Source organism: Pseudomonas sp. JS425, from assembly GCF_018223845.1.
GTDB lineage: Bacteria > Pseudomonadota > Gammaproteobacteria > Pseudomonadales > Pseudomonadaceae > Aquipseudomonas > Aquipseudomonas asiatica.
Map to the genome: position 1 here is coordinate 2,233,319 of NZ_CP073661.1, position 26,445 is coordinate 2,259,763.

21 protein-coding genes and 1 pseudogene are annotated in these 26,445 nt (G+C 64.3%); 14 read left to right on the forward strand and 8 right to left on the reverse strand.

Annotated features, from left to right (window positions below):
• Positions 1-77: 77 nt before the first annotated feature.
• Genes KDB76_RS10275 through KDB76_RS10285 form a run of 3 tightly spaced genes read right to left on the reverse strand, consistent with a single transcriptional unit; the run spans position 78 to position 3,135 of the window.
• Positions 78-1,058, reverse strand: coding sequence for an alpha-L-glutamate ligase-like protein (locus tag KDB76_RS10275; protein WP_013971907.1), 981 nt, complete (start codon positions 1,056-1,058; stop codon positions 78-80).
• Positions 1,058-2,593 carry an inactive transglutaminase family protein gene (locus tag KDB76_RS10280; RefSeq protein WP_038409225.1) on the reverse strand — a complete coding sequence of 512 codons (1,536 nt, stop codon included), beginning with the start codon at positions 2,591-2,593 and terminating at the stop codon, positions 1,058-1,060. The genes KDB76_RS10275 and KDB76_RS10280 overlap by 1 nt, the downstream gene beginning before the upstream one ends.
• Positions 2,594-2,598: 5 nt before the next feature.
• On the reverse strand, positions 2,599-3,135 hold the full coding sequence (locus KDB76_RS10285) for an ATP-dependent zinc protease (protein WP_023662146.1): 537 nt from the start codon (positions 3,133-3,135) through the stop codon (positions 2,599-2,601).
• 329 nt (positions 3,136-3,464) lie between these two features.
• Here KDB76_RS10285 and KDB76_RS10290 point away from each other — a divergent pair, with 329 nt between their 5' ends.
• The 6 genes from KDB76_RS10290 (at position 3,465) to prpD (ending at position 12,101) form a co-directional block, all read left to right on the forward strand.
• Positions 3,465-4,181, forward strand: coding sequence for a GntR family transcriptional regulator (locus tag KDB76_RS10290; RefSeq protein WP_013971909.1), 717 nt, complete (start codon positions 3,465-3,467; stop codon positions 4,179-4,181).
• Entirely contained in the window at positions 4,178-5,068 is an 891-nt protein-coding gene (prpB, locus tag KDB76_RS10295) for a methylisocitrate lyase (protein WP_003259689.1), read from the forward strand. Before KDB76_RS10290 ends, prpB begins: the two co-directional genes overlap by 4 nt.
• A gap of 184 nt (positions 5,069-5,252) precedes the next feature.
• A complete protein-coding gene (gene prpC / locus KDB76_RS10300) occupies positions 5,253-6,380 on the forward strand; it encodes a 2-methylcitrate synthase (protein ID WP_013971911.1) in 1,128 nt (375 codons plus the stop codon).
• 169 nt (positions 6,381-6,549) lie between these two features.
• On the forward strand, positions 6,550-9,138 hold the full coding sequence (gene acnD, locus KDB76_RS10305) for a Fe/S-dependent 2-methylisocitrate dehydratase AcnD (protein ID WP_015269715.1): 2,589 nt from the start codon (positions 6,550-6,552) through the stop codon (positions 9,136-9,138).
• A gap of 133 nt (positions 9,139-9,271) precedes the next feature.
• A complete protein-coding gene (gene prpF / locus KDB76_RS10310; RefSeq protein ID WP_013971913.1) occupies positions 9,272-10,462 on the forward strand; it encodes a 2-methylaconitate cis-trans isomerase PrpF in 1,191 nt (396 codons plus the stop codon).
• Between the two features lie 154 nt (positions 10,463-10,616).
• Positions 10,617-12,101, forward strand: a complete 1,485-nt coding sequence (gene prpD / locus KDB76_RS10315) for a 2-methylcitrate dehydratase (RefSeq protein ID WP_038409228.1) — start codon at positions 10,617-10,619, stop codon at positions 12,099-12,101.
• Positions 12,102-12,277: 176 nt separating this feature from the next.
• Here prpD and acnB read toward each other — a convergent pair whose 3' ends face one another.
• Positions 12,278-14,887, reverse strand: a complete 2,610-nt coding sequence (gene acnB / locus KDB76_RS10320) for a bifunctional aconitate hydratase 2/2-methylisocitrate dehydratase (RefSeq protein ID WP_023661205.1) — start codon at positions 14,885-14,887, stop codon at positions 12,278-12,280.
• Positions 14,888-15,293: 406 nt separating this feature from the next.
• Here acnB and KDB76_RS10325 point away from each other — a divergent pair, with 406 nt between their 5' ends.
• The gene (locus KDB76_RS10325) at positions 15,294-15,773 is read left to right on the forward strand and encodes a DUF1289 domain-containing protein (RefSeq protein WP_015269719.1); all 480 of its coding nucleotides are present in this window, start codon (positions 15,294-15,296) and stop codon (positions 15,771-15,773) included.
• 124 nt (positions 15,774-15,897) lie between these two features.
• Here the strand turns inward: KDB76_RS10325 and queD are convergent, their stop codons facing one another.
• Positions 15,898-16,254 (reverse strand): 6-carboxytetrahydropterin synthase QueD, encoded by a 357-nt coding sequence (gene queD, locus KDB76_RS10330; RefSeq protein ID WP_003256551.1) that lies wholly within the window; start codon positions 16,252-16,254, stop codon positions 15,898-15,900.
• 53 nt (positions 16,255-16,307) lie between these two features.
• Positions 16,308-17,386: pseudogene (locus KDB76_RS10335) on the reverse strand (patatin-like phospholipase family protein).
• 279 nt (positions 17,387-17,665) lie between these two features.
• On the opposite strand from KDB76_RS10335, the gene KDB76_RS10340 reads away from it, so the two are divergent.
• The 5 genes from KDB76_RS10340 (at position 17,666) to KDB76_RS10360 (ending at position 21,772) form a co-directional block, all read left to right on the forward strand.
• Entirely contained in the window at positions 17,666-17,977 is a 312-nt protein-coding gene (locus tag KDB76_RS10340; RefSeq protein WP_003256549.1) for a PepSY domain-containing protein, read from the forward strand.
• Positions 17,977-18,291 (forward strand): PepSY domain-containing protein, encoded by a 315-nt coding sequence (locus tag KDB76_RS10345; protein ID WP_013971918.1) that lies wholly within the window; start codon positions 17,977-17,979, stop codon positions 18,289-18,291. The genes KDB76_RS10340 and KDB76_RS10345 overlap by 1 nt, the downstream gene beginning before the upstream one ends.
• Positions 18,292-18,960, forward strand: coding sequence for a response regulator transcription factor (locus KDB76_RS10350; protein WP_038409231.1), 669 nt, complete (start codon positions 18,292-18,294; stop codon positions 18,958-18,960). It begins immediately after the preceding gene.
• On the forward strand, positions 18,957-20,276 hold the full coding sequence (locus KDB76_RS10355; protein ID WP_013971920.1) for a sensor histidine kinase: 1,320 nt from the start codon (positions 18,957-18,959) through the stop codon (positions 20,274-20,276). Before KDB76_RS10350 ends, KDB76_RS10355 begins: the two co-directional genes overlap by 4 nt.
• A gap of 341 nt (positions 20,277-20,617) precedes the next feature.
• Complete coding sequence (locus KDB76_RS10360) at positions 20,618-21,772, forward strand: HPP family protein (RefSeq protein WP_015269724.1); 1,155 nt, start codon at positions 20,618-20,620, stop codon at positions 21,770-21,772.
• Here KDB76_RS10360 and KDB76_RS10365 read toward each other — a convergent pair.
• A complete protein-coding gene (locus tag KDB76_RS10365) occupies positions 21,746-22,612 on the reverse strand; it encodes a LysR family transcriptional regulator (RefSeq protein WP_013971922.1) in 867 nt (288 codons plus the stop codon). The two genes, KDB76_RS10360 and KDB76_RS10365, sit on opposite strands and share 27 nt — an antisense overlap.
• 180 nt (positions 22,613-22,792) lie before the next feature.
• Between KDB76_RS10365 and KDB76_RS10370 the strand changes: the two genes are divergently transcribed.
• Entirely contained in the window at positions 22,793-24,682 is a 1,890-nt protein-coding gene (locus KDB76_RS10370; protein WP_038409233.1) for a propionyl-CoA synthetase, read from the forward strand.
• Positions 24,683-24,790: 108 nt separating this feature from the next.
• Here KDB76_RS10370 and zapE read toward each other — a convergent pair whose 3' ends face one another.
• Positions 24,791-25,861 (reverse strand): cell division protein ZapE, encoded by a 1,071-nt coding sequence (gene zapE, locus KDB76_RS10375; protein ID WP_031324969.1) that lies wholly within the window; start codon positions 25,859-25,861, stop codon positions 24,791-24,793.
• A gap of 158 nt (positions 25,862-26,019) precedes the next feature.
• Here zapE and KDB76_RS10380 point away from each other — a divergent pair, with 158 nt between their 5' ends.
• A complete protein-coding gene (locus tag KDB76_RS10380; RefSeq protein ID WP_003256418.1) occupies positions 26,020-26,445 on the forward strand; it encodes a DUF1810 domain-containing protein in 426 nt (141 codons plus the stop codon).

A 26,445-nucleotide genomic window follows, 5' to 3' on the forward strand; every position in this document is an offset into this window, starting at 1 on the left:
TCGCGACACAAGGCCGCTCCTAAAGGAGATCGGAGCGGCCTTGTGTCGCGATGGGCTGCGCAGCAGCCCCGGCGATTTCAGCGCGGATGCACGTGCCCGAACAAACCTTGCGATACCCGCACGCGCTGTTCGGCATCTTCGCTGATGCCATCCTTGGCCAGCGCTTCCAAGTGCGCCTCGATGGCGTGGGTGCGCTGGGTCAGGCCGCAGTCGTTGGCGATCTGGATGTTCAGGCCGGGGCGAGCGTTGAGCTCGAGAATCAGCGGCCCCTTGTCCTGGTCCAGCACCATGTCGACACCGATGTAGCCCAGGCCGCACAGCTCGTAGCAGCCGGCGGCCAGCTTCATGAAGCCGTCCCAGTTCGGCAGTTGCACGCCATCCACCGCGTTGGTGGTGTCCGGGTGCTTGCTGATGATGTTGTTCAGCCAGGTGCCGCGCAAGGTCACGCCGGTAGCCAGGTCGACACCCACGCCGATGGCGCCCTGGTGCAGGTTGGCCTTGCCGCCGGACTGGCGGGTCGGCAGGCGCAGCATGGCCATCACCGGGTAGCCCATCAGCACGATGATGCGGATGTCCGGCACGCCCTCGTAGCTGATGCTCTTGAAGATCTGGTCGGGGGTGACCCGGTACTCGATCAGCGCACGGTCGCGGTGCCCGCCCAGCGAGTACAGGCCGGTGAGGATGCTCGAGATCTGGTGTTCGATTTCCTCGTGGCTGATGATCTTGCCGGACACCGTGCGGTAGCGGTCCTCGAAGCGGTCGGCGATCACCAGGATGCCGTCACCGCCAGCGCCCTGCGCCGGCTTGATGACGAAATCGTTGCGCCCGCCGATGATCTGGTCGAGCTTCTCGATCTCTTTCTCGGTCTCGATGATGCCGTACATTTCCGGCACATGGATGCCGGCCGCCAGGGCGCGCTCCTTGGTGATGATCTTGTCGTCGACGATCGGGTACAGGTGGCGCTTGTTGTACTTCAGCACGTAGTCCGCGTTGCGCCGGTTGATACCCATGATGCCCCGGGCCTCCAGGGCTTTCCACGTCTTGATCAGGCCAAACATCAGGCGTCAGCCTTCTTCAGGAATGCCTTGAAGCGCACGAGCTCGGTCAGGCGGTAGCCGCGGTAGCGACCCATTGCCAGCATGAAGCCCACCAGGATCAACAGCACGGCCGGGAAGGTGAACACGAAGTACACCAGCTCCGGCACCATCATCAACAGGTGCGCCAGGGAAGCGGCGAACAGGGTGCCGATGGCCACTTTCATGGCATGACCGCCGCCACGCTCTTCCCAGGTGATCGACAGGCGCTCGATGGTCATGGTCAGGATCACCATCGGGAACAGCGCTACCGACAGCCCGCGCTCCAGGCCCAGCTTGTGGCTGAACAGGCTGATGGCGGCAATCAGTACCACGACGAAGGTCAGGACCACAGACAGGCGTGGCAGCATCTGCAGCTTCAGGTGTTCCAGGTACGAGCGCAGCGACAGGCCCAGGGCGGTGATTACCGTGAACAGCACGATACCGAAGCCCAGCTGGGTCTCGCGGAAGGCCAGGGCGATCAGTACCGGGGTGAAGGTACCCAGGGTCTGCAGGCCGACCAGGTTGCGCAGCACCAGGATCACCAGCACACCGATCGGGATCATCACCATGATCATGAAGGTTTGCTGGGTCTGCAGCGGCAGGCCGTACAGCGAATATTCGAGGAAATCGGCGTCGGTATTCTCGTCGGTCAGCTTGGCCAGGCGGATGGCGTTCATCTCGCTGTTGTTCATGCTGAAGGTAACGTTGGCCTTCTTGCCGCCATCGACGGTGATCAGGTTGTCGTCACCGGTCCACCACAGCAGGCGATCGCTGGGCAGGCCCTGCTCGCCGGTGTCGGGGTTGAAGTACAGCCAGTCGGTGCCATTGAAGCTGCGCAGCCACAGCTCCGGGGTTTGCGGGGTGTCGGCCACCAGGCGAATGGTGTGCACCTTCTCCATCGGTACGTGGGCGATCGACAGCAGCAGGTCGATGACCTGGGCCTTCTTCATGGCCGAGGTGTCGCCGGCCAGCAGCAGCTTGACGTTGTCGTCGTTGAGGTTGTTGACCCGCTTGATGGTCTCGCTGACGAAGGTCTCGACGTCGGCCGAGTGCTGGCGGATCGGCGCCATCAGGGCCTCGGCGGCGATCTTCTCGGGGCCTTCCACTGCCAGGCTGTCACGGAAGGTCGGGCCTTTGATCGTGGTCTTCTCGTTGCTGTAGCGCTTGGTCAGCACCAGGCGGTAGTAAAGGGTCTGGTTGCCGCTGGCGCGGCGGGCCGACCAGGTGACCTTGCGGTTGCCGTCGGCACGGTTGACGCTCACCCCATAGTTGTTGGAGATGAAGCTCTCGTTGAGGCTGACGTAGTCGCGGTTCAGCGGTGGCACGAACATCTGCACCTTGACCGGGTCCTTGGTGCTGGCCACGAACTCGACCTTGGCGTCGATATTCCACAGGTCGTCGGTTTCATCCTCGGTTACCGGGATGCCGAGTACGAAGATCTGATAAGCCGTGACCGCCACGCCCAACAGCACCAGCACGGTGATCAGGACTTTCAGATGGAGGGTAAGAGAGCGCATCGGGATTACTCTGCTTTGGGAGCGTCGGTGGCACAGGCAGGTTTGCCGGCCGCGTATTTAAGGCTTGGGTCGACCAGCGCGTCGAAGTGCTTGAGCGCCTCGGAGCCGATCAGCAGCGGGAACTGGAAGGCGCTGCGGTCGGTGAGGTTGACTTCGATGGTGCGCATGGCCTGGCCCATGCAGATTTCAAGTTCGATGACCGGGCGCGCGGTGTAGGCCTTGCCCGATTCGGCATCATAGTCGCCGGCCCGGCGCTTGATCTTGCTTACGCGTGCCAGCGGGCGTTCGATGGGGTGCGAATGGGCGGCGTCGATGGCCAGGTAGAAGCGCACCCAGCTTTCGCCGTTGCGCTTGAAGCGCTTGATATCGCGGGCGCTGAGCGACGCGGTCTTGGCGCCGGTGTCGAGCTTGGCGGCCACTTCCAGGTCCAGGTCGCCCAGGCGTGCATATTCGTTGAGACCGTACACGGTCTTGCCTGCGGCCTGGCCAAGGGCCGGCAGCAGGGTGAGGCAGAGCAGCAATGATGCGGGTGTAAGTCTCATATTCCTGGCGCGGTGCAGTGCAAGGTTCGGGGCTGTTTTCAAAGCCATGTTCAGAGCCGTGTTCAGGGCAAGGCGACTGGCAGCGACTGCGCAAGCTTCCTCGTTAATCTGTCAACAGCATGAATGGATGACAGACAGGCTATCCATACTCCATCGGAGGCGCGGCATTCTATCACGCCGGCGCCTTGACGCCAGCGGTGCGCGATCTGACAGCACCGGGCTGGCATTAGTTCGTTCTTAGACGATTGTCGACAATATTGATTTTGTCTTTGACTGCTTCGGTCTAATTCGCTAATTTCTGGCAAAGAGATTTTCAAGGTGTCGACAATATGCAGGACCTATCCACCCCCAGCCCGGTGCTGACAGACGAAACGGAAACCTTGTCCGAAAACGTCTTCCGGCGCATCCAGGCGGCCATCGTCAAGGGCGATATCGCCCCCGGCAGCAAGATTTCCGAGCCGGAGCTGGCGCGTACCTATGGCATCAGCCGCGGGCCGCTGCGCGAGGCCATCCACCGCCTCGAAGGCCAGCGCCTGCTGGTGCGCGTGCCGCATGTGGGGGCGCGGGTGGTGTCGCTCAATCATGCCGAACTGATCGAGCTGTACGAAATTCGCGAATCGCTGGAAGGCATGGCTTGCCGCCTGGCCGCCGAACGCATGAGCCAGGCCGACATCGACGAACTGCGCCGGGTGCTCGACACCCACGAGCGCGATGCCGCGTTCCAGGCCGGCCTGGGCTATTACCAGCAGGAAGGCGACTACGACTTTCATTACCGGATCATCCAGGGCAGCGGTAACCAGACCCTGGTCAAGATGCTCTGCGGCGAGCTGTACCAGCTGGTGCGCATGTACCGCATCCAGTTCTCCGCCACGCCCAACCGGCCGCGCCAGGCCTTTGCCGAACACCACCGCATTCTCGATGCCATCGCCGACCGTGACGGCGAGCTGGCCGAACTCCTGATGCGCCGCCACATCGGCGCGTCCAAGCGCAATATCGAGCGTCACTATCTGGACGCCCACAACAACAGCCCACGAGGTGAGAAATGACTGTGAAGAGCACCCCCGGTCAGCGTTTCCGCGACGCCGTTGCCGCTGAACATCCGCTGCAGGTGGTTGGCGCCATCAACGCCAACCATGCCCTGCTGGCCAAACGCGCCGGCTTCAAGGCCATCTACCTGTCCGGTGGCGGCGTCGCCGCCGGTTCGCTGGGCCTGCCGGACCTGGGCATCAGCGGCCTGGACGATGTACTCACCGATGTGCGCCGCATCACCGACGTGTGCGACCTGCCGCTGCTGGTGGATGTCGACACCGGTTTCGGTGCCTCTGCCTTCAACGTCGCCCGTACCGTGCGCTCGATGAGCAAGTTCGGCGCTGCCGCCATCCATATCGAGGACCAGGTTGGCGCCAAGCGCTGCGGCCACCGCCCGAACAAGGAAATCGTCAGCCAGCAGGAAATGGTCGACCGCATCAAGGCCGCAGTCGATGCCCGTACCGATGACAGCTTCGTGATCATGGCGCGTACCGATGCCCTGGCCGTCGAGGGCCTGAACGCCGCCCTGGACCGCGCCGCCGCCTGCGTCGAGGCCGGTGCCGACATGATCTTCCCGGAAGCCATCACCGAACTGCAGATGTACAAGACCTTCGCCGACCGGGTGAAGGCACCGATCCTGGCCAATATCACCGAGTTTGGCGCCACGCCGCTGTACACCACCGAGGAGCTGGCCTCGGTCGACGTGTCGCTGGTGCTGTACCCGCTGTCGGCGTTCCGCGCCATGAACAAGGCAGCCGAGAACGTGTACACCGCGCTGCGCCGCGACGGCACGCAGAAGAACGTGATCGACACCATGCAGACCCGCATGGAGCTCTACGATGCCATTGGTTACCACGCCTTCGAGCAGAGCCTCGATGCGCTGTTTGCCCAGAAGAAGGGCTGAAGGTCAAAGATTTGCGTTAGAGCGGCTGGCCTCTTCGCGGGGGCACCCGCTCCCACAGGGACCCCACAGGCATAGAGTGCCACACCGTCCCTGTAGGAGCGGGCTTGCCCGCGAAGAGGCCGGCACAGGCAAAACTGACTAGCCAGCTAGATTTCCATAACAAGTTCAAGAAAGGAGAAACACCATGGCCGAAGCAAAAGTACTCAGTGGCGCAGGCCTGCGCGGCCAGGTGGCCGGCCAGACCGCGCTGTCGACCGTGGGCCAGGCCGGTGCCGGGCTGACCTACCGCGGTTACGATGTGCGTGACCTGGCAGCCGGTGCCGAATTCGAGGAAGTCGCCTACCTGCTGCTGTACGGCGAGCTGCCGAGCAAAGCCGAACTGGCCGACTACAAGCGCAAGCTCAAGGGCCTGCGCGACCTGCCGCAAGCCCTGAAGGAAGTGCTCGAGCGTATCCCCCGTGACGCCCACCCGATGGACGTGATGCGCACAGGTTGCTCGGTGCTGGGTACCCTGGAGCCCGAACTGACCTTCGAGGCCCAGCGTGACAAGACCGACCGCCTGCTGGCACTGTTCCCGGCGGTGATGTGCTACTGGTATCGCTTCACCCACGATGGCGTGCGTATCGACTGCACTAGCGACGAAGACACCCTCGGTGGCCACTTCCTGCACCTGCTGCACGGCAAGAAGCCGAGCGAGCTGCACGTCAAGGTCATGAACGTGTCGCTGATCCTCTACGCCGAGCACGAGTTCAACGCCTCGACCTTCACCGCTCGCGTTTGTGCCTCGACCCTGTCCGACCTGTACTCCTGCGTCACCGCTGCCATCGGCTCGCTGCGCGGCCCGCTGCACGGCGGTGCCAACGAGGCGGCGATGGAATTGATCGAGCGCTTCCAGAGCCCGCAGGAAGCCACTGCCGAGCTGCTGCGCATGCTCGAGCGCAAGGACAAGATCATGGGCTTTGGCCATGCCATCTACAAAGAGTCCGACCCGCGCAACGAGGTGATCAAGGGCTGGTCGAAACAGCTCGCCGACGAAGTCGGTGACAAGGTGCTGTACCCGGTCTCCGAAGCCATCGACAAGACCATGTGGGAGCAGAAGCGCCTGTTCCCCAACGCCGACTTCTACCACGCCTCGGCGTACCACTTCATGGGCATCCCGACCAAGCTGTTCACCCCGATCTTCGTCTGCTCGCGCCTGACCGGCTGGGCGGCGCACGTCTTCGAACAGCGCGCCAACAACCGCATCATCCGCCCGAGCGCCGAGTATGTCGGCGTCGAGCAGCGCCAGTTCGTGCCGATCGAGCAGCGCTGAGTCATAGATCGCTGGGGCTGCTGCGCAGCCCTTTCGCGACACAAGGCCGCTCCCACAGGGACGGCGCAGTACCTGTGGGAGCGGCCTTGTGTCGCGAAAGGGGCGCGTAGCGCCCCCAAGGCCTGAGCCGCACCTGCCCCCGAATACCGTGACCGAGCCTGATAACGATATGAACACTGCATTCCGCAAGCACCTGCCAGGCACCGACCTGGACTACTTCGATGCCCGCGCGGCGGTCGAGGCCATCAAGCCCGGCGCCTACGATGGCCTGCCTTACACCTCTCGCGTACTCGCCGAGAACCTGGTGCGCCGCTGCGACCCGGCTACCCTCGACGCCTCGCTGGGCCAGCTGATCGAGCGCAAGCGCGACCTCGACTTCCCGTGGTTCCCGGCCCGCGTGGTGTGCCACGACATTCTCGGCCAGACTGCACTGGTCGACCTCGCCGGCCTGCGTGACGCCATTGCCGACAAAGGCGGCGACCCGGCCCAGGTCAACCCTGTGGTGCCGGTGCAGCTGATCGTCGACCACTCGCTGGCCGTCGAGTGCGGTGGTTTCGACCCGCAGGCCTTCGAAAAGAACCGCGCCATCGAAGACCGCCGCAACGAAGACCGCTTCCACTTCATCAACTGGACCAAGAAGGCGTTCAAGAACGTCGACGTGATCCAGCCGGGCAACGGCATCATGCACCAGATCAATCTGGAGAAGATGTCGCCGGTGATCCACAACGACCGTGGCGTGGCCTACCCGGACACCTGCGTCGGCACCGACAGCCACACCCCGCATGTCGACGCCCTGGGCGTGATCGCCATCGGCGTGGGTGGCCTGGAGGCCGAGAACGTGATGCTCGGCCGTGCCTCGTGGATGCGCCTGCCGGAAATCGTCGGCGTCGAGCTGACCGGCAAGCTGGCGCCGAACATCACCGCCACCGACCTGGTGCTGGCCCTGACCGAATTCCTGCGCAAGCAGAAAGTCGTCGGCGCCTACCTGGAGTTCCACGGCGAGGGTGCACGTGCCCTGACCCTGGGCGACCGCGCCACCATTTCCAACATGGCCCCGGAATATGGCGCCACTGCGGCGATGTTCGCCATCGACCAGCAGACCATCGACTACCTGCGCCTGACCGGTCGCGAAGAGCAACAGGTCAAGCTGGTGGAAACCTATGCCAAGGCCACCGGCCTGTGGGCCGACAGCCTGGGCGGCGCAGTCTACGAGCGCACCCTGAGCTTCGACCTGTCGAGCGTGGTGCGCAACATGGCCGGCCCGTCCAACCCGCATGCCCGCGTCGCCACCAGCGACCTGGCGGCCAAAGGCATCGCCGGCAGCTGGGAAGAAGTGCCAGGGCAGATGCCAGATGGCGCGGTGATCATTGCTGCCATCACCAGCTGCACCAACACCAGCAACCCGCGCAACGTGATTGCCGCAGGCCTGCTGGCGCGCAATGCCAACAAACTGGGGCTGGCCCGCAAGCCGTGGGTCAAGTCGTCGCTGGCGCCTGGTTCCAAGGCCGTGCAGCTGTACCTGGAAGAAGCCGGGCTGGAGAAGGAGCTTGAGCAGCTCGGCTTTGGCATCGTCGCCTTCGCCTGCACCACCTGCAACGGCATGTCCGGCGCCCTGGACCCGGTGATCCAGCAAGAAATCATCGACCGTGACCTGTACGCCACCGCCGTGCTGTCGGGCAACCGCAACTTCGACGGGCGCATCCACCCGTATGCCAAGCAGGCCTTCCTCGCTTCGCCGCCACTGGTAGTGGCCTACGCCATCGCCGGTACCATTCGCTTCGACATCGAGAAGGATGTACTGGGCGTGGTCGATGGCAAGGAAATCCGCCTCAAGGATATCTGGCCCAGCGACGAAGAAATCGACGCGGTGGTACGTGCTGCGGTCAAGCCGGAGCAGTTCCGCAAGGTGTACATCCCGATGTTCGCCATCGAGGAAGACCGTGGGCCGAAGGTGGCGCCGTTGTATGACTGGCGCCCGATGAGCACCTACATCCGCCGCCCACCTTACTGGGAGGGTGCCTTGGCCGGTGAACGGACCCTGCGCGGCATGCGCCCGCTGGCAGTGCTGCCGGACAACATCACCACCGACCACCTGTCGCCGTCCAACGCCATCATGCTCGACAGCGCTGCCGGCGAGTACCTGGCGAAGATGGGCCTGCCGGAGGAGGACTTCAACTCTTACGCTACCCACCGTGGCGACCACCTGACCGCCCAGCGCGCCACCTTTGCCAACCCCAAGCTGTTCAACGAAATGGTGCGCAAGGAAGACGGCAGCGTGAAGCAGGGCTCGCTGGCGCGTATCGAGCCGGAAGGCAAGGTCACCCGCATGTGGGAGGCGATCGAGACCTACATGGAGCGCAAGCAGCCACTGATCATCGTCGCCGGTGCCGACTACGGCCAGGGTTCGTCCCGTGACTGGGCGGCCAAGGGTGTGCGTCTGGCCGGTGTCGAGGCGATCGTCGCTGAAGGCTTCGAGCGTATTCACCGTACCAACCTGGTGGGCATGGGCGTACTGCCGCTGGAGTTCAAGCCGGGCACCGACCGCAAGACCCTCGGCCTGGATGGCAGCGAAACCTATGACGTGCTGGGCGCGCGCACGCCGCGGGCGACGCTGACCCTGGTGGTTACCCGCGCCAACGGCGAGCGCCTGGAGGTACCGGTGACCTGCCGCCTGGACACCGCCGAGGAAGTGTCGATCTACGAGGCCGGCGGGGTGCTGCAGCGCTTCGCTCAGGACTTCCTCGAAGCGACCGCCTAATCAAGAGCAGCGCGGTCCTCTGTGGGAGCGGGTTTACCCGCGAATGCGTCAGCAGATACAACATTGTTTTCTGATCGGACGCTTTCGCGGGTGAACCCGCTCCCACAGGGGGTGCGCAAGACAGGAATTGAACATGGCTCATGTACCGCAAGTAAAAATCCCCGCCACCTACATCCGTGGCGGCACCAGCAAAGGCGTGTTCTTCCGCCTGCAAGACCTGCCCGAGCAGGCGCAGATCCCCGGCCCGGCCCGCGACGCACTGCTGCTGCGGGTGATCGGCAGCCCCGACCCTTACGGCAAGCAGATCGACGGCATGGGCGGTGCCACTTCGAGCACCAGCAAGACCGTGATTCTGTCGCAGAGCATCAAGCCTGAGCACGACGTCGACTATCTGTTCGGCCAGGTCAGCATCGACAAGGCCTTCGTCGACTGGAGCGGTAACTGCGGCAACCTCTCCGCCGCGGTCGGTTCGTTCGCCATCAGCAGCGGCCTGGTCGACCCGGCACGCATTCCGCGCAATGGCATCGCCACCGTGCGCATCTGGCAGGCCAACATCGGCAAGACCATCATCGCCCATGTGCCGATCACCGAAGGTGAAGTACAGGAAACCGGCGACTTCGAGCTGGACGGGGTGACCTTCCCGGCCGCCGAGGTGCAGCTGGAATTCCTCGATCCGGCGGCCGACGAAGATGGCGACGGCGGGGCGATGTTCCCCACCGGCAACCTGGTCGATGACCTCGAGGTGCCGGGTGTCGGTACGTTCAAGGCGACCCTGATCAATGCCGGCATCCCGACCATCTTCGTCAATGCGGCGGATATCGGCTACACCGGCACCGAACTGCAGGACGCCATCAACGGTGACTCGCAGGCGCTGCTGCGCTTCGAGACGATTCGCGCCCATGGCGCCGTGCGCATGGGCCTGATCGACAACGTCGACCAGGCTGCCGGGCGTCAGCACACGCCGAAAGTGGCTTTCGTCGCGCCGCCGAGCACCTACACTGCGTCCAGTGGCAAAGCGGTGCAGGCAGGTGATATCGACCTGCTGGTACGGGCCTTGTCGATGGGCAAGCTGCACCATGCAATGATGGGGACGGCCGCGGTGGCCATCGGTACCGCGGCGGCCATTCCGGGCACGTTGGTCAACCTCGCCGCAGGCGGGGGCGAGCGCAGCGCCGTGCGTTTCGGCCACCCCTCGGGCACCCTGCGGGTGGGGGCCGAGGCGCGCCAGGTGAATGGTGAATGGACAGTGACCAAGGCAATCATGAGCCGCAGTGCTCGCGTGCTGATGGAGGGCTGGGTTCGCGTGCCTGGCGATAGCTTCTAACGCACCACTGGCGCTCGGCTTTAGTTCGTTGGGGCCGCTTTGCGCCCCTTCGCGGGCAAGCCCGCTCCTACACGGTTTGCGCGGTACCTGTAGGAGCGGCCTTGTGTCGCGAAGGGCTGCAAAGCAGCCCCGGCAATTCTGAAGGGAGCTGGATATGAGCGCCAACGTAGACCTCAACGCCCGCCCGGACTACGACCGGGTGCTGCAAACCCTCGCCGATTACGCCCTCACGTATCGGGTCGAATCCGCCGAAGCCCTGGATACCGCGCGCAACTGCCTGATGGATACCCTCGGCTGCGGCCTGCTGGCTCTGCGCTTCCCCGAATGCACCAAGTTGCTAGGCCCCCAGGTGGAAGGCACCCTGGTGCCCAACGGCGCCCGCGTGCCCGGCACCGCCTACCGCCTCGACCCGGTCAAGGCTGCCTGGGACATCGGCTGCACGGTTCGCTGGCTGGACTATAACGATACCTGGCTGGCCGCCGAATGGGCCCACCCGTCGGACAACCTCGGCGGCATCCTGGCCGTTGCCGATCACCTGTCGCAGAAGCGCGTGGCCGCAGGTGAAGCGCCACTGCTGATGCGCGATGTGCTCGAAGCCATGGTCATGGCTCACGAGATCCAGGGCGTGCTGGCGCTGGAAAACGCCTTCAACCGCGTTGGCCTCGACCATGTGATTCTGGTCAAGGTAGCCTCCACCGCCGTGTGCGCCAGGCTGATGGGGGCCAACCGTGAGCAGATGCTGAGCGCCTTGTCCCACGCGTTTGTCGATGGCCAGGCGCTGCGTACCTACCGCCATGCGCCCAACGCTGGTTCGCGCAAATCGTGGGCCGCCGGGGATGCTTCCAGCCGTGGCGTGCGCCTGGCCGACATTGCCCTGCGTGGCGAGATGGGCGTGCCTGGCGTGCTCACCGCGCCGCAGTGGGGCTTCTACGATGTGCTGTTCAGCCACACCAACAAGGACCTGGCGCTCAAGCCGTCCGAGCAGCAAGAGCTGCGCCTGCCGCAAGCCCTGGGTAGCTACGTGATGGAAAACGTGCTGTTCAAGGTCAGTTTCCCTGCCGAGTTCCACGCCCAGACCGCCTGTGAGGCTGCGGTAACATTGCATCCGCTGGTACGTAACCGCCTTCACGAGATCGACCGTATCGTCATTACCACTCAGGAGTCGGCGATCCGCATCATTTCCAAGAGCGGCTCGCTGGCCAATGCCGCCGACCGCGACCACTGCCTGCAGTACATGGTGGCAGTGCCACTGATTTTCGGGCATCTGGTGGCCGAGCATTACGAAGACGCCTTCCATGCCAACCACCCAAGCATCGACCGCCTGCGTGAAAAGATGGAGGTGGTGGAAGACCCGCGCTTCAGCCGTGAGTACCTGGAGCCGGACAAGCGCTCGATCGCCAATGCGCTGCAAGTGTTCTTCAAGGATGGCAGCAGTACCGAGCAGGTGGTGGTGGAGTACCCGATCGGGCATCGCCGGCGGCGAGGGGAGGGCATACCGTTGCTGGAGGCCAAGTTCAGGGACAACCTGGCGACGCGCTTTGCGCGGCAGCGGTGTGGGGAGATCGTGGATGTGTGCAAGGACCAGCAGAAGCTGGAGCGGATGGCGGTGCACAGGTTTGTCGACCTGTTCGTGATCTGAGGTTGCCTGTGCTGGCCTCTTCGCGGCTAAAGCCGCTCCCACAAGGTCTTGCGCAGCCCTCGAAAACTGTGGGGGCCATGTGGGAGCGGCTTTAGCCGCGAAGAGGCCGGTACAGGTGGAAACAAGAAAGCCCCGACATTTCTGCCGGGGCTTTCTTTTACGTCTTACAACTCAGCTTATGCCTGAACCACCGGGATCTTGGCGTTGGCTGCCGCTTCGCGGAACTCGGCGATCTGGTCGAAGCTCAGGTAGCGGTAAACGTCGGCAGCCATGCTGTCGATGTCCTTCGCGTACTGCATGTACTCTTCGACGGTCGGCAGCTTGCCGATGATCGAAGCGACAGCAGCCAGCTCGGCCGATGCCAGGTACACGTTGGTGGCGTCGCCCAGACGGTTCGGGAAGTTACGGGTCGAGGTGGAGACCACGGTCGAACCGGTCTGCACACGTGCCTGGTTACCCATGCACAGCGAGCAGCCTGGCATTTCCATGCGCGCGCCAGCCTTGCCGTAGATGCCGTAGTAGCCTTCTTCGGTCAGCTGGTGAGCGTCCATCTTGGTTGGCGGAGCCAGCCACAGACGGGTCGGGATACCGCCCTTGACCTTGTCCAGCAGCTTGCCGGCAGCGCGGAAGTGGCCGATGTTGGTCATGCACGAGCCGATGAACACTTCGTCGATCTTCTCGCCCTGTACCGAAGACAGCAGGCGGGCATCGTCCGGGTCGTTCGGTGCACAGAGCACAGGCTCTTTCACTTCGGCCAGGTCGATTTCGATGATCTCGGCGTACTCGGCATCAGCGTCGGCCGACAGCAGCTCAGGCTTGGCCAGCCAGGCTTCCATGGCCTGGGCGCGGCGCTCCAGGGTGCGGGCATCGCCGTAGCCTTCGCCGATCATCCAGCGCAGCAGGGTGATGTTGGACTGCAGGTACTCGGCGATGGCCTTCTCTGGCAGCTTGATGGTGCAACCGGCAGCGGAACGCTCGGCCGAGGCGTCGGACAGCTCGAAGGCTTGCTCGACGGTCAGCTCGTTCAGGCCTTCGATCTCGAGGATGCGGCCGGAGAAGATGTTCTTCTTGCCCTTCTTCTCGACGGTCAGCAGGCCCTTCTGGATGGCGTAGTAAGGGATGGCGTGGACCAGGTCACGCAGGGTGATGCCTGGCTGCAGTTTGCCCTTGAAGCGCACCAGCACGGATTCTGGCATGTCCAGCGGCATGACGCCGGTGGCGGCGGCGAAGGCCACCAGGCCGGAACCGGCCGGGAACGAGATGCCGATCGGGAAGCGGGTGTGCGAGTCGCCACCGGTACCCACGGTGTCAGGCATCAGCATGCGGTTCAGCCAGCTGTGGATGATGCCGTCGCCCGGGCGCAGCGACACGCCGCCACGGGTGCGGATGAAGTCTGGCAGGGTGTGGTGGGTGGTGACGTCGATCGGCTTCGGATAGGCCGCGGTGTGGCAGAACGACTGCATCACCAGGTCAGCGGAGAAGCCCAGGCACGCCAGGTCCTTCAGCTCGTCGCGGGTCATCGGGCCAGTGGTGTCCTGGGAACCGACGGTGGTCATCTTCGGCTCGCAGTAGGCACCTGGGCGCACGCCCTGGCCTTCCGGCAGGCCGCAGGCACGGCCGACCATTTTCTGTGCCAGGGTGAAGCCCTTGCCCGAATCGGCAGGCTGCTCCGGCTTCTTGAACAGGTCGGAGGCGCCCAGGCCCAGTTCGGCACGGGCCTTCTCGGTCAGGCCACGGCCGACGATCAGCGGGATACGGCCGCCAGCGCGGACTTCATCCAGCAGCACTTCGGTTTTCAGCTCGAAGGTGGTGACCAGTTCGTCGCTGCCGTTACGGCGCACTTCGCCCTTGAACGGGTAAACGTCGATGACGTCGCCCATGGCCAGGTTGGTGCAGTCGAATTCGATCGGCAGGGCGCCGGCGTCTTCCATGGTGTTGTAGAAGATCGGGGCGATCTTGGTACCGAAGCAGAAACCACCGGCGCGCTTGTTCGGTACGTACGGAATGTCGTCGCCGAAGAACCACAGCACCGAGTTGGTGGCGGATTTGCGCGAAGAACCGGTACCGACCACGTCACCGACGTAGGCAACCGGGTAACCCTTGGCCTTGACCGCTTCGATCTGGGCCAGCGGGCCGACCGAACCAGGCTGCTGCGGCTCGATGCCGTCGCGGGCCATCTTCAGCATGGCCAGTGCGTGCAGCGGGATGTCAGGGCGCGACCAGGCGTCCGGGGCAGGGGACAGGTCGTCGGTGTTGGTTTCGCCAGGGACCTTGAACACGGTCAGGGTGTACTTGTCGGCGATGGCCGGACGCGAGGTGAACCACTCGCCGGCAGCCCAGGATTCCAGCACGGCCTTGGCGTGAACGTTGCCGGCCTTGGCTTTTTCGGCCACGTCGTGGAAGGCATCGAACATCAGCAGGGTGTGCTTGAGCTGTTCGGCCGCGACGGCGCCCAGTTCGGCGTCATCCAGCAGTGCGACCAGCGTTTCGATGTTGTAGCCGCCCTGCATGGTGCCCAGCAGTTCGGTGGCGTGCTTGCGGTCGATCAGAGGCGACTTGGCTTCGCCTTTGGCGACGGCGGAGAGGAAAGCGGCCTTGACATAGGCAGCTTCGTCGACCCCTGGCGGTACGCGGTGGGTGATCAGGTCTACGAGGAAGGCTTCTTCGCCGGCCGGCGGGTTTTTCAGCAGCTCGACCAGGCCTGCAGTTTGTTCGGCGTTCAGCGGCTGGGGCACGATACCCAGGGCGGCACGCTCTTCGATGTGTTTGCGGTAGGCTTCAAGCACAGTTATTTCCCTCATCAGTGGTCCCTAAAGGGGGTCCGGGACGCTCATCCAGCATTCAATGCACCCATGCGCTGCCACGGCTTTGTGGGCCGCCCAGCCAGAGTCGCAAAGAATCCTTACAGAAGCTGCTTTCAAAGTTTTACGCCTGCAGAACGGGGAGCTGATGAGGGCTGGCACGGGCATGCGAGGGATGCATGGCCCGGGCCAACACCGTTCTACCGGATGAACTGTGCTCGTGACGCTTTGAAAACAGCTTCCAACGGACATTGTTGCCTTTGAAAAGGCGGGATGATTCTACGGCAAAAAAAGCCCGAAGGTAAGGCGGCGAAGATGACTTTAACGAGTGACCCTGGTTAGACAAAGGGCTAACATGGGTTCGTGTTCCATCGCCAAGCTGTTGTTTTTCATGTCCAACAAGTCCATCAAGACCCCTTGTGTCGGCCTGTGCTCCACGGTTTACGGAGACACGGTTTGCCGTGGCTGCAAGCGGTTTCACCACGAAGTGATCAGCTGGAACGGCTACGACGATGCGCAGAAGCGCGCCGTGTGGCTGCGCCTGGAGCAGCTGCTGGTGCAGGTGATGATGGCCAAGCTGGAGGTGTTCGACAAAGGCCTGCTGCGCCAGCAACTGGAGCAGCGTTCCATCCGCTTTGTCGAGCAGCAGTCGGAATATTGCTGGGCGTACCAGCTGATTGCCCGCGGGGCGCGGATGATCCGTGACCTGGAAGCCTACGGCATGGTGCTGTTGCCGGAATTTCGCGACTGGGAGCTGCCGCAGTTGCGCGACGCCATCGACCGCGAGTTCTTCCTGCTGTCCGAGGCGCATTACCAGCGCTACATCGCCCCCGGTTTCCTGCGCGATGCCTTGGAGGCGGGGCAGGGCTGAAGCTTTATTGGTGAAGCTGCCGGCCTCTTCGCGGGCACGCCCGCAGGTGTATCACAGACCTCGAGAACGGTGGGCATCCTGTGGGAGCGGGCATGCCCGCGAATGGGCTGGTGCGTTTACCAAATCAGTCGCCGGTATATTCGCAACCGCTGGTGCAGGTTTCGTGGATGCGCACCTTCGACAGTTCCGGCAGCAGCGGCTTGACCTGGTCCCAGATCCACTTGGCGATCACTTCGCTGGTGGGGTTTTCCAGGCCCGGGATGTCGTTCAGGTAGTTGTGGTCCAGTTGCTCGTAGATCGGCTTGAAGATCGCCTTGATCTCGGCGAAGTCGCGGATCCAGCCGGTGTGCGGGTCGAGCGGGCCGGTCAGGTGCAGGCCGACCTTGAACGAGTGGCCGTGCAGGCGACCGCATTTGTGCCCGGCAGGGACGTGCGGCAGGCGGTGGGCCGACTCGAATGTAAATTCTTTAAAAATTTCCACGCTGTCATAACTCTGTGTGAATCAAGAATGCGCGCAGTCTACCAGCATGGCCGCTACAAGGCTTGCAGGCGTTCATGCAACCGCCCGGTGGCAATCAGCTCCAGCAGCTCGTCGCCCAGCCGCTGGCTCTCGGCAATGGCCTTGTACCAGTAGCGCTTGCGGCCAGGCGCATCGCCCATGAAACGCTTGAAGTCATTGCGGTCGGGCAGCTTGCCGTAGGGCAGGGCCGCCAGGTACTGCGGCGAGGGCGTCATCAGCAGCACGTTCTGCAGGCGCGTGGCATCGCCCTTGCGCCAGGGCAGGGCCTTGTCGAACCAGCCGGGTACGACCTTGTCGGTGAAGTGCGGGTACAGCACCAGGTCGTCGCCGCGGTAGGGCAGGTCGAGGTGGTAGTCGAGCAGGCCGCCGTCGCGGTAGGTGCCTGCACCTGCACCAGGGATGTCTTTCACGCCTTCCATGACCATGGGGATGGAGCCCGAGGCAAGCAGGGCATGGCGCAGGTTGGCCAGGTCCAGCGGCAGGCAGCGCGAGGGGAAGTCGGTCAGTGCGTCGAGCGGCGGCGTGGCGCGGCCGTCGTGCAGGATGACGCGCTCGAAGTGCCGTGCCAGGCGCGAGCGGCCGAGCAGGTTGCTGGCGATCACCGAACCCAGGCCGAGGCCCAGGCGGCCCCGATGGTCGTGGGCGAGCTGGCCATGGCTCTTCACCACCAGGATGTTCAGGCGATATGCGGGTTGGCCAGCAACTGGCTGTCGCGGCCTTGCAGCAGGTCATCGAGCATGTGTTGGCAACTGCGGCTGATTTCGGCCGGGGTGACGCCCTTGGTGAAATCCTGCTCGGTGTACAGTTCGCCCAGGCGACGGATGCCTGCGACCGGGTCGTCGAGGCAGGCACTGGCAAAGCGCCAGGCGCCGATCGAGGCGCCGATCAGCGCACGTTGGCGTGGTGCCGACGGCAGCCACTCACCGAACAGCGCCAGGTCCAGGCCCTGGATGCCCAGCGGCTTCGGCCCGCCAGCCGCACCCGGCAGCACACCGACATCGGCCGCCTGCAGGCCGCGCTCGCGGACCTGCCGCAGGGCGCGTTGGCCGGCCTTGAAGGTGAGGGCGGGGTATTTGATGTGAATGGCGTTCATGGCGGATCTCTTGGGCAGCAGGCGGTCATTATAAGGCTTCATGCGAATACCCTGTGGGAGCGGGTTCACCCGCGAAGCATGCAACATGGTGTATGGCACCGGCTGCGCCGGTGTTCGCGGGCAAGCCCGCTCCCACAGGGACCGCGCAGGATTCGGTGATCGCGAGACAGCAGCCTGACCTGCGCTATCATGGCGCCAGTTGTTTTCAGGTTGAATTAAGGACCGGTGGTTAATCTTAACCCCGTAGACAACTTGCACAGTTCTCAGGAGAGAAGAACGATGAAACGCATGACTGCCCTGTTCACCGTAGCCGCCGCCCTTGCCCTGGGCGCCCATTCCGCCATCGCCAAGGATGTGCAGCCCGACGAAGTGGTCAAGCTGGTAAATGCCAAGACCGTCAAGTCGCTGGATGAACTCAAGGCCGCCGCCGTGGCCAAGCACCCAGGAGCCACCGTCACCGACTCGGAACTTGAAGATGAGTATGGTCGCTACGTCTACAAGGTCGAGCTGCGCGACACGCAGAACGTCGAATGGGACGTGGCGCTGGACGCCAAGACCGGTGAAGTGCTGAAGGACGAGCGGGACAACTGATGATCCACCTACTGCGGCCGGCGCGCTACTTCGCGCTGGCGCTGCTGGCCGTCTGTTCCCTGGCCGTTGCCCGTGACCTTGATCAGGACGAAGCCCTGGAACTGCGCCAGAAGGGCATCATCCTGCCGCTCGAGCATCTGTTGGAGACCGCCCTGGGGCGTCACCCCGGGGCGCGCCTGCTGGAGGCCGAGCTGGAAGAAGACGACAATCGCTACGAATACGAAGTCGAGTTGCTGACAGCTGAAGGCGTGGTGCGCGAGATCAAACTCGATGCCAGCAGCGGTGCCCTGCTAAAAGACGAGGAAGACGACTGAATGCGCCTGTTGCTTGTCGAGGACAATGTACCGTTGGCCGATGAACTTACCGCAGGCCTGCAGCGCCAGGGCTACGCCGTGGATTGGCTGGCCGATGGCCGCGACGCGGTGTATCAGGGCCAGAGCGAACCCTACGACCTGATCATCCTGGACCTTGGCCTGCCGGGCCTGCCGGGCCTGGAAGTGCTGGCCCAGTGGCGTGCCGCCGGCCTGGCCACGCCGGTGTTGATCCTTACTGCCCGTGGCTCGTGGGCCGAGCGTATCGAAGGGCTGAAGGCCGGGGCGGATGACTACCTGAGCAAACCCTTCCACCCCGAAGAACTGCAGCTGCGCATCCAGGCGTTGTTGCGCCGTGCCCGTGGCCTGGCCAACCAGCCAACGCTGGAAGCGGCCGGCCTGCACCTGGACGAAAGCCGGCAGTGCGTGAACCGTGACGGCGTGGATATCCAGCTGACCGCCGCCGAGTTCCGCCTGCTGCGCTACTTCATGCTGCATCCGCAGCAGATCCTGTCCAAGAGCCACCTGGCCGAGCACCTCTACGACGGTGAAGCCGAGCGCGACTCCAACGTGCTGGAAGTGCACGTCAACCACTTGCGACGCAAGCTGGGCCGCAGCGTCATCGAGACCCGCCGCGGGCAGGGCTACATCTACGCCGGGAGCGCCGCGTGAAGTCGATCCAGGCGCGCCTGAGCCTGGGCCTGGTGGCGGTGCTGGTGGTGGTCGGCCTGGTGCTGGCGCAGCTGACCCTGTGGTTGTTCGAGGTCGGCCTGCAGCGCTACCTGGAGAATGGCCTGCGCAAGGAAAGCGAAAACCTGCTGGTGGCCCTGGTGCGCGGGCCTTCGGGTCTGCAGCTGGATGAGCGGCGTATCTCGGCCGCCTACCAGCGGCCGTTTTCCGGCTATTACTTCCGCATCGATTTCGATAAAGGCACCTGGCGTTCCCGGTCGCTGTGGGATCTGGACATGCCCAAACCCGCCGCGCCGGGCCTTTCCGACAGCCACGAACTCGGCCCGGAAGGCCAGCAACTGCTTGCCCTGCGTGCCGACTACCGGCGCCTGGGCCAGGACATCTCGATCAGCGTGGCACAGGATTATTCACCGGTACGCGAAGGTTTCCGGCGCCTGCAGCAGATCGGCCTGGGCATGGGCCTGGTAGCGCTGATCCTGGTGCTGGTGTTGCAGCGCATCACCGTGACCCGCTCGCTGCGGCCGCTGGAGCGGGCACGCCAGCAGATCGCCCAGTTGCAGCAGGGCCAGCGCTCGCAGCTGGATGCCGAAGTGCCCAGCGAACTGGCGCCGCTGGTGGGGCAGATCAACCACCTGCTGAGCCATACCGAAGACAGCCTGCGCCGCTCGCGCAATGCCCTGGGCAACCTGGGCCATGCATTGAAGACGCCGCTGGCGGTGTTGCTGAGCCTGGCCTCCAGCGAGCGCCTGAAAGACCTGCCGGATGTTCGCGCGCAGATGCGCGAGCAACTGGAGCAGATTCAGCAGCGCCTGGCGCGTGAGCTGAACCGTGCGCGCCTGGCGGGGGATGCGCTGCCTGGCGCGCAGTTCGACTGCGACGTCGAACTGCCGGGGTTGCTGGGGACGCTGGGCATGATCCATGGCGAGGGCCTGCTGCTGGCCAGGGATGTGCCGCCCGGGCTGCTGCTGCCGTGGGACCGCGAGGACTTCCTGGAACTGCTCGGCAACCTGCTGGACAACGCCTGCAAGTGGGCCGACAGCGAGGTGCGGCTGGGTATCGCGCCGAGTGCCGATGGCTACCAGGTGTGGGTCGATGATGATGGCCCCGGTATCCCCGAGGGTCAGCGGCAGCAGGTGCTGGAGCGCGGCTCGCGGCTGGACGAGCAGGTAGACGGGCACGGGCTGGGGTTGGGCATCGTGCGGGATATCGTCGAGGCCTGGGGCGGGCGCCTGGCGCTGCTGGATAGCCCGTTGGGCGGGCTGCGGGTGAGCATCGACTTGCCGCGCAAGGCTCGGTAATACCAGGGCCCTGTGGGAGCGGGTTTACCCGCGAACACCGGCGAAGCCGGTGCCATGCACCGTGTCGCATTCTTCGCGGGTGAACCCGCTCCCACAAATTGCGCGGCGCGCTTGAGGAATTTGCTGGCCATATCACCACTGCAAAAAAATTGCAGTACAGCCGCATTTTTTTGAATTAGCCCAATCTCACCCCACCCGGCAAAATTCCCCCACGAAACCTTGCGGTTTCCATCTCTCCACGGACGGAGCCCCTTGTGCTATTGCAACCGCAATACGAGGCCCAGGCCACCTCGGCTGGGCTTTCTTTTTAACCAGAAAAACTACAGATTCCGATTACCTACATGCCTGCCTCGCGTTTCGAAAGTCGTTTGCAGCGGCTGTTGCCAGCGCCCCTGAATATTCCCCCCAAAGAATGGTTGCGTGCCGGTATCGGCGCGTTGTTCGGCCTGTTCCTCGCCGGCTGGCTGACCAGCATGGCCTACGGCCCCAGCATTGCCTTGCACCTGCTCGGCCCGCTGGCGGCTTCGGCCGTGCTGGTGTTCGCCGTGCACTCCGGCCCGTTGGCCCAGCCCTGGCCTGTACTGGGCAGCTACGCCTTGGCCGGTGCGGTCGGCCTGGCCATGCGTCAGGGCTTCGGCCCGCAGCTGTGGGTTGCCGCTGCAGCCCTGGGTATCTCGATTCTGGTGATGTGCCTGCTGCGCTGCCTGCACCCGCCAGGCGGCGGGGTGGCGGTGAGCGCGGTGCTGGCCGACCCCGGGCTTACCGCCATGGGCGACCACCTGCTGGAGCCGGTGCTACTCAACGCGCTGATCCTGGTAGCGGTGGCGATCCTCTACAACCACCTCACCGGCGTGCGCTACCCGAAAGGCGCGGTGCCGCGCAAGGACCTGCACCACACCCATGACCCGCTGCCCAGCGAGCGGGTCGGCATCCGTGGGGAAGACCTGGACCAGGCTCTGGAAGAACTGGGCGAGTTCGTCGATGTCACCCGTGACGAACTGGAGCGCATCATCCTGGCCACCGAGCAACACGCCCTGCAGCGCAGCCTCGGCGGCATCACCGCGGCCTCGGTGATGTCCCGCGACGTGCAGTTCGCCACGCCCGACACCACCTTGGAGCAGGCCTGGAAACTGCTGGCCAGCCACCACCTCAAAACCCTGCCGGTGCTGCAGCAGGGCAAGCTGGTGGGAGTAGTCAGCCTCAGCGATCTGGTCGGCCCGGCCATGCAGCGTGGCCGCTTCAGTTGGCGTGGGTTGTTCGGCCGCAAGACGGTGCGCATGGAGCAGGTGATGAGCCGCCGGGTAATCAGTGTCAGCAGCCAGCACCCGCTGGAGCGCTTGCTGCCACTGCTGTGCGAACAGGGCCTGCATTGCCTGCCGGTGCTCGATGCCGACCAGTTGGTGGGGGTGATCACCCAGACCGACCTGATCGCCGGCCTCAAGCGCCAGTTGCTTAGCGAGGCCGAGGCTTCAGATAAGCGGGTCCCAGCGTTGTGACCAGTCGCTGGCGCCGGCGGCCACCAGCCGGCGCAGGATGGCGAAGGCCTGTTGCAGGGCTTCGCTGTCGCGTTTGCGCGGGTACACCAGGAAGGTCGGGTAGGTGAATTCCGGCGCCTGCGGTACCCGCTCGAACACCCCGCTGTCCAGATAGGCCTGCACTACCCGCGTGCGGAAGTAACCACTGCCGCCCTGGTCGAGTATGAACTGCAAGGCCAGCGGGCCCAGGTTGAAGCTCAGCGCCGGGCGCGCGCAGTCGGGCAGGGCGGCATCGTGCTGGCGACGGAAGGCTTCTCCCCAGTCGATATAGATGTACGGGTCTGGCTGGGCGACCCGGCGCACACGGATCAGCTTCTCCTCCATCAACTGCTCCACCTGCAGGCCCGGGCCGTAGGTCGGCTGGTAGACCAGCGCGGCATCCAGCAGGCCCATCTCGACCTTGCGCAGCAGCGATTCGCCGTCGCTCACCTCGCTGCGGATGGCATGGCTGGGCAGCTCGCGGTGCAGGGCACTGACCCAGTCGAGCAGCATCGGGTTGCCCAGGCTCACCTCAGCGCCCACGTGCAGCACTTGCTGGCAGCCTTGGGGCAGCGGGAGGTCGCGGCGCGCCGCTTCCCAGGTTTGCACCATCTGGTTGGCATAACTGACGAATGCCTCGCCGTCGCTGGTCAGGCTGGCGCCGTTGCGGCTGCGCACGAACAGCTGGCAGCCCAGTTGCTGCTCCAGGCGCTGCACCCGCGCGGTGATCGCCGTCTGTGACACGAACAGGCGTTCGGCGGCGGCGACCAGGCTGCCGCAACGCACGATTTCCAGAAAGGTACGGGCCTGATCGATGTCCATGAGCTGCTCGGTGGCTGAAGGGGTGGCCTATTCTAGAGGCTTTGCACCGTTATGGGGCGTTTCTGCGTTGTCTGCAAATTTGCAGGTCGGTTGTGACTTTAGTCCCATGGCGGCGCGGGTGTAGCGGTCCATACTCAAGTTTCGCCCTTCAATAACAACAAGTACCGGGTTTCTTTCGATATGAGCTACCAGCACAGCTACGCCCATTCCATTTCCGACCCTGTCGCTTTCTGGGCGGAGCAGGCCGCGCACCTGGCCTGGCACCGCAAGCCGGCCCTCACGCTGCAAGAAAATGCCGACGGTACCCACCGCTGGTTTGCCGATGGCCGCCTGAACAGCTGCTACCTGGCCCTCGATCACCAGATCGAGCAGGGCCGTGGCGAGCAGCTGGCGCTGATTTACGACTCGCCGGTGACCGGTGTGCAACAGGCCTACACCTACCACCAACTGCGTGACGAGGTGGCGCGCCTGGCCGGTTTGTTACGCCAGTTGGGGGTGAACAAGGGCGATGGCGTGATCATCTACATGCCCATGGTGCCGCAGGCGGCCATGGCCATGCTGGCCTGTGCGCGGATTGGCGCAGTGCACTCGGTGGTGTTCGGTGGCTTTGCCGCCAACGAGCTGGCCTTGCGCATCGACGATGCCCGGCCGACGCTGCTGCTGACGGCGTCCTGCGGGCTGGAGTTCGACCGGGTAATCGAATACAAGCCGCTGGTCGATCGTGCCCTGCAACTGGCCCGCCACCAGCCGCGCAACGTGCTGGTGCTGCAGCGCCCGCAGGCGCGTGCCCAGCTGCAGCCAGGCCGCGACCTGGACTGGCAGGCGGCATTGGCCAAAGCCGAGCCGGTGCCACCGGTGGAACTGGATGCGGGTGATCCGCTTTACATCATGTACACCTCTGGCACCACCGGCAAACCCAAGGGCATCGTGCGGGAAAACGGCGGCAATGCCGTCGCGCTGTGCTTCGCCATGCGCCATATCTACGGCATGCAGGCCGGCGATGTGTGGTGGGGCATATCCGACGTGGGCTGGGTGGTTGGCCATTCGCTGATCGTCTATGGGCCGCTGATGAGCGGCTGCACCACGGTGTTCTACGAAGGCAAGCCGATCCGCACCCCGGATGCCTCGGCCTACTGGCGGGTGGTGGAGCAATACAAGGTCAATGCATTGTTCTGCGCGCCCACGGCCATGCGCGCCATCCGCAAGGAAGACCCTGAGGGCGAGCTGATCCGCAAGCACGACCTGAGCTCGCTGCGCCAGTTGTTCCTGGCTGGCGAGAAACTGGATTCCAGCACCCACGAGTGGCTGGAGCGGGTCAGTGGCAAGCCGGTGCACGATCATTGGTGGCAGACCGAGACCGGCTGGCCGGTCACCGCGCCCTGCGTAGGGCTGGAAGGCAGCGCGGCGAAGCCGGGGTCGAGCAACCGGGCGGTGCCGGGCTACCACGTGCGCGTGCTGGATGACGAGGGCCACCTGCTGGGGCCCAACCACCAGGGCTCGATCGTCATCGCCCTGCCATTGCCGCCCGGGTGCAGCCAGACGCTTTGGGGCGACCACGAGCGTTACTTGCAGGCTTACCTGCGGACTTACCCGGGGTATTACCACACGGGTGACGGTGGCTACCTGGACGATGACGGCTTCGTCTACATCATGGGGCGCACCGATGACGTGATCAACGTGTCCGGGCACCGGCTGTCCACCGGCGAGATGGAAGACCTGGTGGCACGCCACCCGGCAGTGGCCGAGTGCGCGGTGATTGGCGTGCATGACGAGATCAAGGGGCAGGTGCCGTTGGCGCTGGTGGTGCTCAAGGACGGCGAGGGCATTGCCGAGGCGCAGTTGCTGGTGGACCTGGTGGGCAGCGTGCGCGAGGAGATTGGCGCGTTGGCATGTTTCAACCGGGTGCGGTTGGTGAAGCGACTGCCCAAGACCCGCTCCGGGAAGATTCTGCGGGCGGTGCTGCGCAAGATTGCCGACGGGCAGGACTATGTGCCGCCTTCGACCCTGGATGACCCGGCGGTGCTGGGGGAGATCGAGGCGGTGCTGGCGGATTTGCCCAGGGCTGGCTGAGGGTTTGACCTGGCTGGCCTCTTCGCGGGTAAACCCGCTCCTACAGAACTGTGCAATACCTGTGGGAGCGGGCGTGCCCGCGAAGAGGCCGGCCCGGGCAAAGCAGTTCTAGGGTCCTACCTGATGCAGCTGCCCCAACCGGCTGCGCGTACGCATCAGGTCGGCAAGCGGCCCGCCCAGGCTTTCTTCCAGTGGCCGCTTGCCGATCACCAGCACCTGCCGGTCCTGGTCATACAGCACATCCACCAGGTTGACGAAGCGCTGCTGCGCCGCCAGGGAACATTCCGACAAGTCATCCAGCCCATCGATGATCCACTCATCGAATTGCCCGGCCAGCACCAGGTAGTCGATCACTGCCGTGGCCTTTTCGCACAGGTCGTCAAAGCCCAGCACCACCCGCCGGCCGTCCACCGCCAGTGCGCGCAGCGGGCGCTTGTTCACTTCCAGCATCACCGGCTGCGGCTCGGGCACATTCAGCGCCTGGCGCTGCGCTGCATTGCCCGGCCAGACATAGTGGCCCCGGGTAAAGCGCTGATGTTCGCGGTTGGCCGGCAGGCTGCGGAAATCGGTATCGCCCCCCACTTCCAGCACTTCCATCGCGCTGTTGATCAGGCGGATCACCGGCAGGAAGCGCTCGTGGTACAGCGGGTTGGGCAGCAGCCCTTCGGGTGCATAGTTGGACGTCACCAGCAGGAATACGCCACGGCTGAACAACGCATTGAACAGCCGCGTGAGCAGCATGGCATCGCCAATGTCGTGCACATGGAATTCGTCGAAGCACAGCACCTGGCAATCACCCACCAGCTCGTCGAGGGTCGCGCCCAGTGCATCATCCAGCGCCCGGTGGCGGTGCATGCCCTGGTGCAGGCGCGCGAAGAAGTCATGGAAGTGCAGGCGCAGCTTGGCCTGCACCGGCACGGCCTGGAAAAAACCGTCGAGCAGCCAACTCTTGCCACGGCCCACCGAACCGTACAGGTACAGGCTGCGTGGCTGGCCTTGTTCGAGCTGCGCCAGCTGTTCGGCCATGCAGTGGATTACCCGGAGTTGGCCGTCGCTGAGTTGGTAACCGCGGCTGTGCGCCTTGTCCTCGAACCAGCCGAGCAGTTCGCTCTGGTTGGCGGCGGCGCCGCGCAGGCGTTGGCCAAGCTGGCGTAGCGGGGTAGGGATCCAGGCAGGCAAAAGCAAAGCTCCTTGGGCGATGGCAGGGCAGGGTGCAGCTTGCCCGAGGGCAGCCATTTTGACTAATACAGAAAGTGCGCGGCAATCATCGCCTGACGAGATAGGTTCGCCATGCAGGCGTACAGTAAAGGCTGGAACCGGTGCGAGGAGGGGCGAGCATGCACGCCGACTTTGATCTGCAGCGCTTCGTAGAGGCGCAGAACCCAGTGTATGACCAGGTGATGCAGGAGCTGCAGGCCGGGCGCAAGCGCAGCCACTGGATGTGGTACGTGTTTCCCCAGCTCGATGGCCTGGGCCACAGCGCCATGGCCGAACGCTATGCGCTGGCCGGTATCGACGAAGCCCGTGCCTACCTGGCTCATCCGCTGCTCGGCCCGCGCCTGCAAGCGTGCGTGACTGCGCTGCTGCAGCACCATGACAAGAGTGCCCGTGAAATGCTCGGCAGCCCTGACTACCTCAAGCTGCGCTCGTGCCTGACCCTGTTCGCCCAGGCCGCGCCCGGCAACCCGTTGTTCCAGCTGGCGCTGGTGCAGTTCTACGACGGTGAGCCGGACGCCCTGACGCTGGCCATGTTGCAGGGTTAG